This window comes from Aeromonas sp. DSM 116730, from assembly GCF_046581335.1.
GTDB classification, from domain to species: domain Bacteria; phylum Pseudomonadota; class Gammaproteobacteria; order Enterobacterales; family Aeromonadaceae; genus Aeromonas; species Aeromonas rivipollensis.
On sequence record NZ_CP144265.1, the window covers coordinates 4,493,068 to 4,507,521 of the forward strand.

The following is a 14,454-nucleotide window of genomic DNA, read 5'->3' on the forward strand; positions in this document are numbered from 1 at the left end:
GTAACAATAGAGATGCAAATGATTAGCAATTATTGAATCGATTCGATCATGGCTCTTGTAGTAGCATTGTGCCGATTTATTCGCCTAAGGAGTCGGGCAGACCGGCCGCATTGGGCACCCATAATAAGAAACCAAAATATAACTCATTGATATTTGAGACACTTATATGATTGCGCAAAAAAATACCCAAAATGCAGTGATGCGAAAGAAGGGGGCCCAGCTGTTGCCGCTCTCCTGCCTGCTGGCTAGTCTGCCCGTTCTGGCTGCGGAACAAGCGGATAAAGAGCTGCCCAAGGCGGCTGAAACCATGGTGGTCACCGGCACCGCCATGAAGGTCGAAGTGCCCATGGCAGAGACCCCGCGCGCCGTCTCCGTGGTCAATCGCGAGGAGCTGGATCAGCACGCCGTGCTTCAGCTCGATGAGTCAGTGCGCTACCGCTCCGGCGTGCTCACCGGTCTCTATGGCTCGGACAACAACACCGACTGGTTCAAGGTCCGTGGCTTCGACGCCGCCTCCTACCTGGATGGCAACCGCCTGTTCAGCACCGGCTACTATGTGTGGACCCCCGAGCCCTTCGGCCTGGAAAGCGTGGAAGTGCTGAAAGGCCCGGCCTCCATCCTCTACGGCGAGGCCCCTCCAGGCGGTGTGATCAACTCCATCAGCAAGCGTCCGACCGCGACCCCGCAAGGGTTGGTCAATCTGCAGCTAGGCAACCGGGATCTGCGCCAGGTCGGCGTCGACTTCTCCGACGATCTGACCGACAACAGCCGCTATCGCATGGTGGCGCTCTATAAAGAGCGCGACGGCGTGCTGGATGGCACCTACAACGAGCGCGCCTACTTGGCGCCGAGCGTGACCCTGGATATCTCGGATCGCACCAGCCTCACCCTGCTGGCCAGTTTCCTGCACGACGAAGGGGTGCCCACCAACGGTTTCTTCCCCGTCTATGGCACCCTGAACACCTCGGGCGGCCAGATCGATCCCGGCACCAACCTGAGTCAGCCGGATTACGATCGCAACCGCAATACCCAGATCTCCACCGGTTACGAGCTGGCCCACCAGTTCAACCAGACCTGGGAGTTCAAGCAGAACGTCCGCTTCAACTACAACGATCTGCTGCTGCGCCAGACCTATATCTTCCCGACTTACGAAGGCACCACCGCCTACCGTGGCCTGGTCTACCGCGATGGCGACACCAAGAGCGCCACCATGGACAACCAGATGGTGGGTTACTGGAACACGGATCGTACCGAGCAGACTCTGCTGCTGGGGATCGATCTGCAGCGTCACGTGAACGAAGGGGTCGAGGCCGACAACTACGGCATGGGATCCATCGATACCATGAACCCGGATTACAGCGGCTTCCCCGGTTTCGATGAGTCCACCGCCACCTATCAGAAGAACACCAAGGGCCAGAGCGGCCTCTATGCCCAGCATCAGATCCGTTGGGACGATCGCTGGTTGCTGACCGCCGGCGGCCGCTTCGACTATGTGGAGACCCACAACATCAGCGAAGCCACCAGCAAGAACGAGAAACAGTACGACGACAACCTCTCGCTCTCCGGCAGCCTGATGTACCTGGCCGACAACGGCCTCTCCCCTTACTTCGCCTATGCCGAGTCGTTCGAGGTGTTGCCGGGGATAGATCCCAACACCAAGAACTCCTACAAGCCGCTCGAGGGCAAGCTGTACGAGACCGGCATCAAGTACGCGCCCAGCTTCCTCGATGGCTATATCAACCTGGCGCTGTTCGATCTGGAGCAGACCAACTCGCTGGTTTCTACCGGCTCAGGCCAGCAAACCCAGGCTGGCGAAGTGACCTCCCAGGGCGTCGAACTGGAAGGGAGCGTGCAGGCCACAGAGGCGCTGCGCCTGACCGCTGCTTATACCTACACCGACGCCAAGACCAACGACACCGGCAACGGTGATCGCCAGGCCAGCCTGATCCCGCGCCACCAGGCCTCCTTCTGGGGCAACTACAAGGTGCAGCAGGGGCCGGTCTCCGGGCTGGAAGTGGGCACCGGGGTGCGTTACATCGGCTCCAGCGTCGGCATAGGTGCCGTGGATGTCAACTACAACCCCATCTACGGTTCGGCCCAGGTGCCGGCCCAGACGGTGTGGGATGCGATGATCGGGTATGACTTTGCCAAGAACTGGCGTGCCCAGGTCAACGTCAACAACCTGCTGAACGACACCTATGTGGCGAGCTGTGATTACTACTGCTACTACGGTGAGCCGCGCAGCATAGTCGGCTCAGTCAACTACCGCTGGTAAGATACAGGCCGGGCGGGAGCCTCAAGCTCCCGCCCTCCTTCTTTTTGTATACAGGCCTGTCATGGAACTCTTGTCACTGGTTTACCGCCAATACCGTTGGCCCTTCATCGCCATTACCCTGCTCAGTCTGCTCAGCGCTGTGAGTGGGATAGGTGTCATTGCCTTTATCAATCAATACCTTATCGAGTCAGTCGGCGATCCGCTACCGATCCTGGGCCAACTGCTCGGCCTCATTCTGCTGCTGCTGGTGATCACTCTCGGATCCCAGCTAGCCCTGACCACCCTCGGTCATCATTTCGTCTACAAGTTGCGCGGCCGCCTGCTCAAGCAACTGCTGGACACCGACGTCGCCCGCATTCGCCAGATAGGGCAGGGGCCGCTGCTGGCCTCCCTCTCCAGCGACATCGGCCAGATCACCATCGCCTTCGTGCGCCTGCCGGAGCTGGTGCAGGGGCTGGTGCTCACCCTGGGCTCCATCATCTACCTCGGCCTGCTCTCTCCCGCCCTGCTCGGTGTCACCGCCCTCTGGGTCACCGTGACCATGGTGGTGGGCTGGCTGCTGGTGAACCGGGTCTATCGCCATCTGGCCCAGATGCGTCAGGCCGAAGACAGGCTCTACCAGAACTACCAGTCCATCATCGCCGGCAGCAAGGAGCTGGCGCTCAATCGCGAGCGTGCCCACTTCGTCTACCACCAGCTCTATGAGCAGAACGCCCGGGATTACCGGGAGCAGATCATCCGCGCCGATACCTATCACCTGAGCGCGGTGAACTGGTCGAACATCATGATGCTGGGGGCCATAGGCCTGGTCTTCTTCCTGGCCAATGGCCTCGGCTGGGCCAACACCAATGTGGCCGCCACCTTCGCCCTGACCCTGCTGTTCCTGCGCACCCCGCTGTTGCAGGGCATTGGCGCCCTGCCGACCCTGATCTCGGCCCAGGTGGCGTTCGACAAGATAGCGACCCTGAATCTGGCCGAGCCTGAACCTGCCTTCCCGCTGCCACCGGCCCCCAGTGCCTGGCAACGGATCGAGCTGGAGCAGGTGAGCTTTCACTATCAGGGGGAGGGCGGCTTCGCCGTGGGGCCCATCAATCTGACCATTGAGCGGGGGGAGCAGATCTTCATCATAGGCGGCAACGGCTCCGGCAAGTCGACCCTGGCCATGCTGCTGACCGGGCTCTATCAGCCTGTCTCTGGCCGGATCCTGCTGGATGGTGAGCCCATCGCCGATCGCAACGCCTACCTGGCGCTCTTCTCCGCCATCTTCACCGACTACCACCTGTTCCAGCACCTGCTGGGGCCTGAGCCGAAAGAGGCCCTGGTAGCCGAGTGGCTGGAGCGGCTGCAGATGGGCAGCAAGCTCGCCATAGAGGAGGGTTTCATCGCCAACATCGATCTCTCCCAGGGGCAGCGCAAGCGGGTCGCCCTGCTGCTGGCACTGGCGGAGCAGCGCGAGGTGATGCTGTTTGACGAGTGGGCGGCGGATCAGGATCCCCAGTTCCGCCGCATCTTCTATCAGGTGCTGTTACCGCGCCTGAAGGAGATGGGCAAGACGGTGATCGCCATCAGCCACGACGATCTCTATTTCTCCCTGGCGGATCGCCTGCTGGAGATGCGTCAGGGCCGCCTCACCGAGCTGACCGGCGAGCGGCGCGAGCAGGTGAGCCGGGATGCCGTCGCCCATCTGGATAGCGAGGTGCCGGTCTGATGCCGGCCGCAAGGGGGAGGCGAGAGCCTGTCCCCTTCAGCACAGGAATGAATCATGTTTGAGATGAAAGCCGCCAGCTTCGTGGTCAATGACCGCACGCTGCTGCAACCCACCAGCCTGCGCTTCGAGCAGGGTCAGGTCTATGGCCTCATCGGCCACAACGGCTCGGGCAAATCCACCCTGCTCAAGCTGCTGGCACGCCAGCAGCCCCTGAGCGATGGGGAGATACTGTTCGATGACAAGCCGCTGTCCGACTGGGGCAACCGGGACTTCGCCCGTCAGGTCGCCTATCTGCCCCAGCATCTGCCGAGCGCCGAGAACCTGCTTGGCCGTGAGCTGGTGGAGATGGGGCGCTATCCCTGGCGTGGTCTGCTGGGGCGAATGGGGGAGGCCGATCACCGCCAGGTCGACAAGGCCATAGCACTGACCCATACCGAGGGGTTTGCCGACCGGCTGGTGGATACCCTCTCCGGCGGCGAGCGGGGCCGGGTCTGGCTGGCCATGCTGCTGGCCCAGGAGAGCCGCTTCATCCTGCTGGACGAGCCGCTGGCCGCGCTGGATGTGGCTCATCAGGTGGAGGTGCTCGCGCTCGTCAAACAATTGAGTCGCCAGCTCAACCTCGGGGTCATCATCGTCATTCACGACATCAACATGGCGTCCCGCTTCTGCGATCGACTGGTGGCGCTCCACAGCGGTCGTCTGCTGACCCATGGCGAGCCTTCGCGCATCATGACCGGCGAGACCCTGCATGCCATCTATGGCATCCCGATGGAAGTCATTCGCCACCCGGCCCATGACCACGCCATCGCCATCGTCTGACCGGGGGCGCTCTTGAACCTTTTATTGAAGATGGCTCCCTGCCTCGTCAGCCTGCTGTTGCCGCTGGCGGCGCAGGCAGAGTCGCAGCCCGCAGCCCCTGCTGCCGGCGGCACGGTTCCGCGCATCGCCACCGTGGACTGGACCATAGCCGAAACCCTGCTGGCCCTCGGCGTGACCCCGCTGGCCATGGGGGATGTGAACTCCTATCGCGCCTGGGTCGGCGAACCCCGGCTCCCCGCCGAGGTGATCGACATAGGCCTGCGGGCCCAGCCCAACCGGGAGCTGCTGGCGGAGCTCAAGCCCGATCTCATTCTCATCTCCCCGCTGGCGGCACCGCTTGAGCCGACCCTGTCCCGCATCGCGCCGGTGCAGTCCATCACCCTCTATGAACCCGATGCCGAGCTGTGGCCGCGACTGCGCGAGGCGACACTGACCATAGCCGCGCTGGTGAACAGAACCGCCGAGGCCGAGCGCCAGCTCGCCGCGCTGGAGCGGGATCTGGCGCAGATGAAGGGGGCGCTGCCCGCCGATCTGCCCCCCTTGCTGGTGGTGCAGTTCATCGACGAGCGCCATGTGCGGGTGTTTGGCCGTCACAGCCTGTTCGAGGCGGTGATGCAGCGGCTCGGCCTGCGCAATGCCTGGCAGGGGGAGACCAACGCCTGGGGCTTCTCGGTGGCCAGTCTCGAGCAGTTCTTGGCCATTCCCGAGGCCAGGCTGGTGGTGGTGGATCCCATTCCCGTGGGGGTGAGTGAAAAACTGCAGGAACCCGGGCTCTGGCAGCACCTGCCGCTGGTACAGAACGCGCCCGTGCTGCATCTGCCCGCGACCTGGAGTTTCGGCGGCATGCTGGCCGCCCGTCGTTTCGCCACCCTGCTCGGCGAGGCCCTGCAGGAGGACGCGGCCTCCGATCTGGCAACCCATGTGTCCGCCGAGGGGGCCATCCAATGAATCAAATCCTTCCCGTCTCCCTGCTGCGCCCCGGCCTCGTCCTGCTGCTGTTGACCCTGTCGCTGGCCGGCTGGGATCTGGCCCATCAACTGCCGCAGGCGCTCTGGTGGCAGACCCTGTTCTCGCCGCAGCTGGATGATGCCCGTCAGGCGGTGATCCACTTCAGCTGGCTGCCCAGGTTGGCCATCTGCCTGCTGGCCGGTGCCGCCCTCGGTCTCGCCGGTACCCTGATGCAGCAGGTGCTGCGCAATCCGCTCGCGTCCCCCACCACGCTCGGGGTGGCCTCCGGCGCCCAGCTGGCGCTGATGATGGTGACCCTGTTCGCTCCCTCCTGGCTGCTGATCGGCAGGGAGTGGATCGCCATGGCCGGTGGCAGCCTCGCCATGGGGCTGGTGTTTGCCCTGGCCTGGCGTCGCCAGCTCAATCCCGTGGTCATCGTGTTCGCCGGGCTGGTGATCAACCTCTATCTGGCAGCCATCAGCATGGGTCTGCTGCTCTTCTTCCAAGAGGAGCTCAAGGGCCTGCTGGTGTGGGGCAGCGGTTCCCTGGCCCAGAACAGCTGGAGCGGCGTCCTCTACCTGCTGCCGCGGCTGCTGGTGGCCGGGGCCCTGGCCGCCCTGCTGGTCCGCCCCCTTGGTGTGCTGGAGCTTGACGATGCCAGCGCCCGCAGTCTGGGGGTCTCCCTCAAGCAGCTGCGCTTCGCCGGACTTGGGCTCGCGGTCTTCGTCACCGCCTGCGTGGTGAGCGTGGTGGGGCTGATCGGCTTTATCGGGCTGGCGGCGCCGGCCATGGTGCGACTGCTGGGGGTGAGGCAGCTCGGCCAGCGCCTGCTGTGGGCCCCCATACTGGGTGCCTTGCTGCTGGCGGCCACCGATCTGCTGCTGCAATCCATGAGCCGCTTCTGGCCAGTGCTGATCCCTACCGGGGCCATGACGGCGCTGCTGGGGGCGCCGCTGCTGCTCTGGCTGATCCCTCGGCTTGCCTTCAAGTCGGGTGCCCCCAAGGCCGCCAGCGGCCTGACGGTGGCACGCCATGGCGCACCTGCTCGCCTTATCGGCCTGCTGCTGCTCGGGTTGGGGATTGCCATCCTGGGCTCACTGCTGGTCGGGCAGGGGATGCACGGCTGGAGCTGGCCGAGCTGGCTCAGGTGGCAGGCCCAGCTGGAGTGGCGCCTGCCGCGTACCCTGGCGGCGGGCGCGGCCGGGGTCTTGCTGGCCCTGGCGGGCACCCTGCTGCAGCGGGTCAGCAACAACCCCATGGCGAGCCCCGAGCTGTTGGGGGTGAGCGGCGGCACCTTTATGGGGGTTATTGCCACTGCGCTGCTGTTGCCCGCTTTGCCGCTGCCCATGATGCTGCTGGGGGGCCTGATAGGCGCTTTCGGCTGCCTCTTGCTGCTGGTGCTGGTCAACCGCAAGCACGGCTTCCAGCCTGAGCGGATCCTGCTCTCCGGTATCGCCATCACGGCGCTGTTCGAGCCGCTGCAGGCCATCGCCCTGGCCAACGGCGATCTGCGAGTGCAGCAGCTGCTCTCCTGGATGTCCGGCTCCACCTATTACGTCACTCTGCCGGTGTCCTATGGCCTGACAGGGTTGGCGCTGCTGATGCTGGCGGCCTGCCTGCTGGTGAGCCGCTGGCTCGATCTGATGCCCATGGGGCCTGCGGTGGCGACGGCGCTCGGTATTCGTCTCAACCGTGCCCAGCTCATCATCTTGCTGCTGGTGGCCGTGCTCACCGCCAGCGCCACCATGGTCATAGGGCCGCTCTCCTTCGCTGGCCTGCTGGCCCCCCACATGGCCAAGCTGATGGGGTTGGTGCGGGCCCGCTGGCACCTGCTCGGTGCGGCAGGGTGCGGCGCCCTGCTGATGGTGTTGGCGGACTGGGTCGGCCAGCAGATCCTGTTCCCGCAGGAGGTGCCGGTCGGGCTGGTCTCCACCCTGTTAGGGGGCGCTTACTTCATGTGGTGCCTGCGTCGCCTCTAGGCTTGTGAAGAAAAAATGCACAAAAAAAGCCCGGGATCATCCCGGGCTTTTCATTGCCTGCCGTGCAGGTTTATTTGCCGATGCAGAAGCTGGAGAAGATGCGGCCCAGCAGATCGTCCGAGCTGAACTCGCCGGTGATCTCGCTCAAGGACTCCTGCGCCAGGCGCAGCTCCTCTGCCACCAGCTCGCCGGCCACATAGACCTCGAGCTGCTCCTTGGCCACCAGCAGCCGCTCGGCGGCGCGTTCCAGGGCATCCAGGTGACGGCGGCGGGCCATGAAGCCCCCTTCGGTGTTGCCCTGGAAGCCCATGCAGGCTTTCAGGTGCTCGCGCAGGGCGGGCAGCCCCAGCTCTGTCTTGGCTGAGATGCGGTAGACGGCGTGGCCCAGTTCCTGGCTGGGCGCCAGATCCTCGCCGGTCAGGTCGGCCTTGTTGCGAATGACGGTGAGGCCGATGTTTTTTGGCAACCGATCAACAAATTCCGGCCAGATCTCCCGCGGGTCGACCGCATCCGTGGTGGTGCCATCCACCATGAAGAGCACCCGGTCGGCCTGCTCTATTTCGGCCCAGGCACGCTCTATGCCGATCTGCTCCACCTTGTCCTGGGTATCGCGCAGGCCGGCGGTGTCTATGATGTGCAGCGGCATGCCGTCCAGGTGGATGTGCTCGCGCAGCACGTCGCGGGTGGTGCCGGCGATTTCGGTGACTATGGCGGACTCGCGGCCCGCCAGGGCGTTGAGCAGGCTGGACTTGCCGGCGTTGGGACGGCCGGCGATCACCACCTTCATCCCTTCCCGCAGCAGGGCGCCCTGCTTGGCCTCGCCGCGCACGTCGTCGAGCGACGCCATGATGGCGTGCAGATCCCCCGCGACCTTGCCGTCTGAGAGGAAGTCGATCTCCTCGTCCGGGAAGTCAATGGCGGCCTCCACATAGATCCGCAACCGGGTGAGGCTCTCCACCAGTTGCTGGATCTTGCCGGAGAACTGCCCCTGCAGGGAGTGCATGGCGCTGCGGGCTGCCTGTTCGCTGGAGGCTTCGATCAGGTCGGCGATGGCCTCGGCCTGGGCCAGATCCAGCTTGTCGTTGAGGAAGGCGCGTTCGCTGAACTCGCCGGGACGGGCGGGGCGTATGCCTTCGATTTGCAGGATACGGCGGATCAGCATGTCCAGAATTACGGGGCCGCCGTGGCCTTGCAGCTCCAGCACATCCTCGCCGGTGAAGCTGTTGGGGGCCTTGAACAGCAGGGCTATGCCCTGATCCAGGGGCTGGCCCTGCTCGTCCTTGAACGGCAGATATTCGGCATAGCGCACCCTGGGCAGTCGACCGAGCACGATTTCGGCGACTCGTTCGGCGGCGGGGCCTGAGACGCGGACTATGCCGACGCCACCCCGGCCGGGGGCGGTGGCCTGGGCCACGATCGTATCTGTTGTCATCTTGCTTGACTCGTCTGTTCGGTAATTGGGGGACATTGTAATAAAAAAGGCGGCCCCAGGGCCGCCTCTTTTGTCATCAGGGAAGATGGGCTGCGCATCAAGTGCGTGAGTGCAGGCCTTTCTTCTCCAGCTGACGATAGATGATGGTCTGCTGGATGATGGAGATGACGTTGCTCACCAGCCAGTACAGGGTCAGACCTGCCGGGAACCAGAGGAACATGAAGGTGAAGATGATCGGCATGAACTGCATCACCTTCTGCTGCATCGGGTCCGTGATGGTGGTCGGGCTCATCTTCTGCAGATACCACATGGAGGCACCCATGAGGATTGGCAGCACGAAGAAGGGGTCCTTCACCGACAGGTCGGTGATCCACAGGGCGAACGGCGCGTGACGCAGCTCGACAGACTCCATCAGTGCCCAGTACAGGGCGATGAAGATGGGCATCTGCACCAGGATCGGCAGACAGCCACCGAGCGGGTTGACCTTCTCCTTCTTGTACAGCTCCATCATGCCCTGGGACATCTTCTGGCGATCGTCACCGAAGCGTTCCTTGAGCGCTGCCAGCTTGGGTTGCAGCATGCGCATCTTGGCCATGGAGGTGTACTGGGCCTTGGTCAGCGGGAACATGATGCCGCGTACCAGCAGGGTCAGCATGATGATGGCCAGGCCCCAGTTCTGGACGAAACCGTGGAACACGGTCAGCAACCAGTGCAGCGGCTGGGCGATGAACCAGAGCCAGCCGTAGTCGACGGTCAGGTCCAGGTGGTTTGCCACCTTGGCCATCTGATCCTGCAACTTGGGACCGACCCACAGCTTGCCGCTCACTTCGGCCTGCTGACCGGCAGCCACATCAACCAGCGGCGCCTTGTAGCCTATGATGGCCTGGTCTTTACCCGGGATCACGCGGCTGTAGAAGCTGTTGGTGTCCTCGGCGTTCGGTGCCCAGGCAGAGACGAAGTAGTGCTGCAGCATGGCGACCCAACCACCCTTGGTGGTCTTGTTCAGGTCGGCATCCTTCATCTCGTCGAAGGTGTACTTCTTGTAGCGGGTATCTTCGCTGGAGAAGGCACCACCACGGTAGGCACTGGCCACCATGGCATGACCTTCCTGGTCCTTCGGTGTAGTCACTGTCTGCTTCAGCTGACCGTAGAACTGCACCTGAACCGGTTCGGCAGACTTGTTGTCGATCTTGTAATCGACGCCGATGGCGTAGTCACCGCGCTTGAGCACGAACTCCTTGGTGAAGACCACGCCCTTGCTGTCGGTCCAGGTCATCGGCACGACGACTTGATCCTGACCGTCGGCCAGCTGGTAGCTGGTCTGGGCGGCTTCGTAGGTGGGACGACCCTGAGCCTGGCTGTCAGGACCATCGCGACCCACCAGACCACTCTGGGCAACATAGAGGTGCGCAGGCTGGCTGGTCAGCAGGGTGAACGGCTGTTCCTTGCCTTCTTCCAGCTTGTGGGCCAGCAGTTCGGCAGAGACGATGTCACCGCCCTGGGTATCCAGGGTCAGCTTGAGCACGTCGGAGGAGACGGTGACAAGCTTGCGTGCGGTAGTGGCGTTGGCTTGCTCGGAAACCTGAGGAATATCACCGGTCTGACCGGCTTCAGGTACGAAATGTTCGGTTTGGGCCACGGTAGTCGGGGCCGGCTTCGGAGCCTTGTCGGACTCCCACTGTTGCCAGAGCAAGAAGCTCACGAACAGCAAACCGATCAGGAGTAAATTGCGTTGTGATTCCATAGTCTTCAGTTTCTTCGCTTTGGTTGCGGAACCGGGTCATAACCACCCTCGGATAAGGGATGGCATTTTAATAGACGTTTGCTGGCTAACCAAACGCCTTTTATGAAACCGTGAAGTCGGATTGCTTCTATCGCAAATTGGGAACAAGTCGGGGTGAAACGGCAGCGCGGCCCGAGCAGGGGACTAATGATTAGCTGATACAGGCGTATCAGTTTGATAGCTACCCATTGCAACGGCGTGACAGAGTGCGCCATAGCTTTTCCAGTAACTTGAACAGCTCTTCGTTGTCCATCTCCTTTACGCCACCCTTGGCTATGACGACGATGTCGATAGCGGGCAGATTGGCCTGATTGAGACGGAAGCTCTCCCGTACCACTCGTTTGACACGGTTACGCCAGACGGCACGCTTGAGTGCTTTTTTGGGCACAGCCAGGCCAAGACGGGGGTGTTCGAGGGAATTGGGGCAAGCAAGAAGCGTAATTTGCGGAGAAGCGGCCCGGACAGGCTCGGCGAAAACGCGTTTGAAGTGTTCGGGAGTTAACAGACGTAACTCCCGAGAGAAGGTGTGCTGGGTAGGCATTAGACTACCAGGCGGGCACGACCCTTGGCACGACGAGCGGCCAGAACTTTGCGGCCGTTGGCGGTAGCCATGCGAGCGCGGAAACCGTGAGAGCGCTTGCGCTTCAGGTTGGACGGTTGAAAAGTACGTTTCATGATTCGATTCCGTATTTCTGTACAGTTTTGATTGTCACACTTAGCCGACGCGCCAGCTATAGCGTGTGACGACTAGCAAAAGAGGCCGAATTCTAAACAGAGTTCGGCTTCTCGTCAATCCGCCGTTCCCTCTCATCTTCTTCTGGCTCAACAATAAGCAGGAGAAGCTGGCAGGATCCGGAGGATCAAGGGCCCCGAATTATACTGGCAACCCCGGGTTAAACAAGGATCCACCAAGAAAAAAGGCGGCCAGGCCGCCAAAGAGAGAGCTATTTAAGGACTTTCCGCAAGAACTCCCGGGTACGGGGATCCTTGGGATCGACCAATATCTGATCCGGTGGGCCCTGTTCGACGATCCGCCCCCCCTCCATGAAGATCACCCGATCGGCGACATCACGGGCGAACTCGATCTCGTGGGTCACCACCACCATGGTCTGGTGCTGGCGGGCGAGCTCCTTCATCAACCCCAGCACCTCGTCGACCCATTCGGGATCGAGGGCCGAGGTGGGCTCGTCAAACAGGATGACCTTGGAGTGAGCCGCCATGGCGCGGCCTATGCCGACCCGCTGCTGCTGGCCGCCGGACAGGGACGCCGGGTAGGCATCCTGCTTGTCGGCGAGGCCTATGTCCTTGAGGATGCCAAGGGCGGTGGCCCTGGCCTCCGCCTTCGGCTGTTTCCAGACGGTGATCAGCCCCTCGGCTATGTTGTCCAGCGCCGTCTTGTTGGCGAACAGGGCATAGTTCTGGAACACGAAGGAGGCGCGCTTGCGCAGTTCTATGGATTGCTGCTCGCTGGCATGGGCCAGATCCAGCTCAAGGTCGTCGATGGCAAGGGTGCCTGCATCCGGGGTCTCCAGCAGGTTCAGGCAGCGCAGCAGGGTCGACTTGCCGGTGCCGGAGGGGCCGATGATGACGACAATGTCCCCCTTTTTCACCTCCAGATCGATACCGTTCAATACCTGATTGCCGTCATAGGCCTTGGCAAGACCCGTTAACTTGATCATGACAGGTCTCCTTTAACAGGCGCGGCTGTTGAGAGGTACTTCCAGCCTGTGCCGCAAGTGGGTAATGGTTTGTTCATCATCGCTGGCATCCTCTTAGTAAGCACGATTGAGGCGTACTTCCAGCAGGTGCTGCAAGCGGGTAAAGATGATGACCACCACCCAGTAGACCAGGGCCACCGCCATGAAGCTCTCGAAGAACTTGAAGGAGGAGGAGGCCTCCATCTGCGCCTTGCCCATGATCTCGGCCACCCCCAGGGTAAACGCCAGTGAGGTGCTCTTGATCATGTCGATGAAGTAGTTCATCAGCGACGGCGTCGCGATGCGGGCCGCCTGCGGCAGTATGATCCGCCGCATCGCCTGGTAACGACTCATGCCGATGCTGAGGGCTGCTTCCATCTGGCTCTTGTGGATGCCGAGAATGGCGGCCCGGATCGACTCGGCCATGTAGGCGGCGAAGTGCAGGGTCAGACCTATGATGGCGGCGGTAAAGGCATCCATCCCCACGAAGATGGGGAACAGTTGCGGCAGCCCGTAGTAGAGCAGGAACAGCTGGACGAGCAGGGGGGTCCCCCGGAAGAACGAGATATACAGCATCGCCAGCCAGTGAATTGCGGGAACGCGAAACACCCGTACTATCGCCAGGGCCAGCGACAGTACGAGTGCCAATACGAATCCCCACAGGGCCATTTCCATCGTAGTGCCCAGGTATTTGAGCAGGATGGGGAACAGCCCTAGCGTGTACTCGAGATCAAATTCCATCATTTATTTGCTGGTGATGTCCGCTGCGAACCATTTTTCCGAGATCTTGGTCAGGGAACCGTCTTTACGCATGGCGGTCAGTGCCTCGTCGACCTTCTTCAGTACGGCCTGTTTTTCCGGGGTCTTCAGGAAGGGCAGGGCGTTCTCGATGGTCTCGAACGGTGCGCCGGCCTGTTGCAGCGGCAGCTTGGATTCCTTGATCAGCTGGGCGGTGGAGACGCGGTCCATCACGAAGGCATCGATGCGACCCAGGGCAACGTCCTGCTCGAAGCTGGAGTCATAGGTGCGGATGTCGATCTTCTTGTTCGGGTCGTTCTTGCGCAGCAGCTCTTCGAAGTTGGAGCCCAGGTTCACCGCGACCGTCTTGCCTTCCAGATCCTTGAGACCGTGGATGGTGCTGTTGCCCTTGCGCACCACTATCTGGGCGCCGTCATAGACGTAGGGCTGGGAGAAGGCGTACTTGGCCTTGCGCTCGTCGGTGATGGTGATCTGGTTGGAGATGGTATCGACGCGACCGGTTTCCAGCATGCCGAACAGGCCGGAGAAGCTGGCGGTGACGAACTCGACCTTGTAACCGGTGCGCTCACCGATCTGGTTCCACATATCCACCTCGAAGCCTTGCAGCTTGTCCTGCTTGACGAAGGTGAACGGGAAATACTTGCCGGACATGCCGACCTTGATGGTTTCCTGGGCGATGGCCTGGCCGGACAGGCTGGCCAGCAGAATGGCGGCGCCGGAGATCAGCTTGATGGTGGATTTCATGGGGATTCCTCTCTCTGTAGTTCTGTATTTTTAGTTGTATTCACGGGTTGGCGCTGATGTTATTGGAATAAAATATAAAGAATAAATGATATTTGGTTATATAAAATAACCGCAGCAGCAGGGTCTCATTCTGTCCACATCGCCGGTCGGTGGCTGTGGGTAACTTTGGGGATGAAATCAGATCCTGGGGCGTTGGATCCTTGAAAGTCAAGGATCTTATTTGCTGGATCCGTGCGGCGGCAACTGGAGATCCAGCCACTAAAAACGTAGAATAGCCGGTCTTTACTTAATCAATTGACGGGAGTCTAGA

The 14,454-nt window shown here is 61.8% G+C and carries 13 protein-coding genes; 5 read left to right on the plus strand and 8 right to left on the minus strand.

From position 1 onward, the window contains the following. Positions 1-166: 166 nt before the first annotated feature. The 5 genes from Aeroheme_RS20720 (at position 167) to fhuB (ending at position 7,729) form a co-directional block, all read left to right on the plus strand. A complete protein-coding gene (locus Aeroheme_RS20720; RefSeq protein ID WP_411166483.1) occupies positions 167-2,275 on the plus strand; it encodes a TonB-dependent siderophore receptor in 2,109 nt (702 codons plus the stop codon). Between the two features lie 61 nt (positions 2,276-2,336). Beyond that, positions 2,337-3,983 (plus strand): multidrug ABC transporter permease/ATP-binding protein, encoded by a 1,647-nt coding sequence (locus tag Aeroheme_RS20725; RefSeq protein WP_234690072.1) that lies wholly within the window; start codon positions 2,337-2,339, stop codon positions 3,981-3,983. A 54-nt stretch (positions 3,984-4,037) separates the two neighbouring features. Further along, complete coding sequence (locus Aeroheme_RS20730) at positions 4,038-4,802, plus strand: ATP-binding cassette domain-containing protein (RefSeq protein WP_163156861.1); 765 nt, start codon at positions 4,038-4,040, stop codon at positions 4,800-4,802. 30 nt (positions 4,803-4,832) lie between these two features. Next, entirely contained in the window at positions 4,833-5,750 is a 918-nt protein-coding gene (locus Aeroheme_RS20735) for an ABC transporter substrate-binding protein (RefSeq protein WP_411167274.1), read from the plus strand. After that, positions 5,747-7,729 (plus strand): Fe(3+)-hydroxamate ABC transporter permease FhuB, encoded by a 1,983-nt coding sequence (fhuB, locus tag Aeroheme_RS20740; RefSeq protein WP_411166484.1) that lies wholly within the window; start codon positions 5,747-5,749, stop codon positions 7,727-7,729. Before Aeroheme_RS20735 ends, fhuB begins: the two co-directional genes overlap by 4 nt. A 70-nt stretch (positions 7,730-7,799) precedes the next feature. Here the strand turns inward: fhuB and mnmE are convergent, their stop codons facing one another. The 8 genes from mnmE to Aeroheme_RS20780 all read right to left on the minus strand — a co-directional run bounded on the left by mnmE (position 7,800) and on the right by Aeroheme_RS20780 (position 14,144). Continuing rightward, a complete protein-coding gene (mnmE, locus tag Aeroheme_RS20745) occupies positions 7,800-9,161 on the minus strand; it encodes a tRNA uridine-5-carboxymethylaminomethyl(34) synthesis GTPase MnmE (protein ID WP_106885378.1) in 1,362 nt (453 codons plus the stop codon). 97 nt (positions 9,162-9,258) lie between these two features. Next, positions 9,259-10,905 carry a membrane protein insertase YidC gene (gene yidC / locus Aeroheme_RS20750; RefSeq protein ID WP_163135492.1) on the minus strand — a complete coding sequence of 549 codons (1,647 nt, stop codon included), beginning with the start codon at positions 10,903-10,905 and terminating at the stop codon, positions 9,259-9,261. A gap of 5 nt (positions 10,906-10,910) precedes the next feature. Beyond that, a complete protein-coding gene (gene yidD / locus Aeroheme_RS20755) occupies positions 10,911-11,159 on the minus strand; it encodes a membrane protein insertion efficiency factor YidD (protein WP_010672280.1) in 249 nt (82 codons plus the stop codon). After that, entirely contained in the window at positions 11,126-11,485 is a 360-nt protein-coding gene (gene rnpA, locus Aeroheme_RS20760; RefSeq protein WP_025328882.1) for a ribonuclease P protein component, read from the minus strand. The genes yidD and rnpA overlap by 34 nt, the downstream gene beginning before the upstream one ends. Continuing rightward, positions 11,485-11,619 (minus strand): 50S ribosomal protein L34, encoded by a 135-nt coding sequence (gene rpmH / locus Aeroheme_RS20765; protein WP_005307156.1) that lies wholly within the window; start codon positions 11,617-11,619, stop codon positions 11,485-11,487. Before rpmH ends, rnpA begins: the two co-directional genes overlap by 1 nt. Positions 11,620-11,888: 269 nt before the next feature. After that, positions 11,889-12,623 (minus strand): amino acid ABC transporter ATP-binding protein, encoded by a 735-nt coding sequence (locus tag Aeroheme_RS20770; RefSeq protein WP_411166485.1) that lies wholly within the window; start codon positions 12,621-12,623, stop codon positions 11,889-11,891. Positions 12,624-12,716: 93 nt separating this feature from the next. Further along, positions 12,717-13,385 (minus strand): amino acid ABC transporter permease, encoded by a 669-nt coding sequence (locus tag Aeroheme_RS20775; RefSeq protein ID WP_025328884.1) that lies wholly within the window; start codon positions 13,383-13,385, stop codon positions 12,717-12,719. Next, complete coding sequence (locus Aeroheme_RS20780) at positions 13,386-14,144, minus strand: amino acid ABC transporter substrate-binding protein (RefSeq protein WP_106885375.1); 759 nt, start codon at positions 14,142-14,144, stop codon at positions 13,386-13,388. Positions 14,145-14,454: the final 310 nt, after the last annotated feature.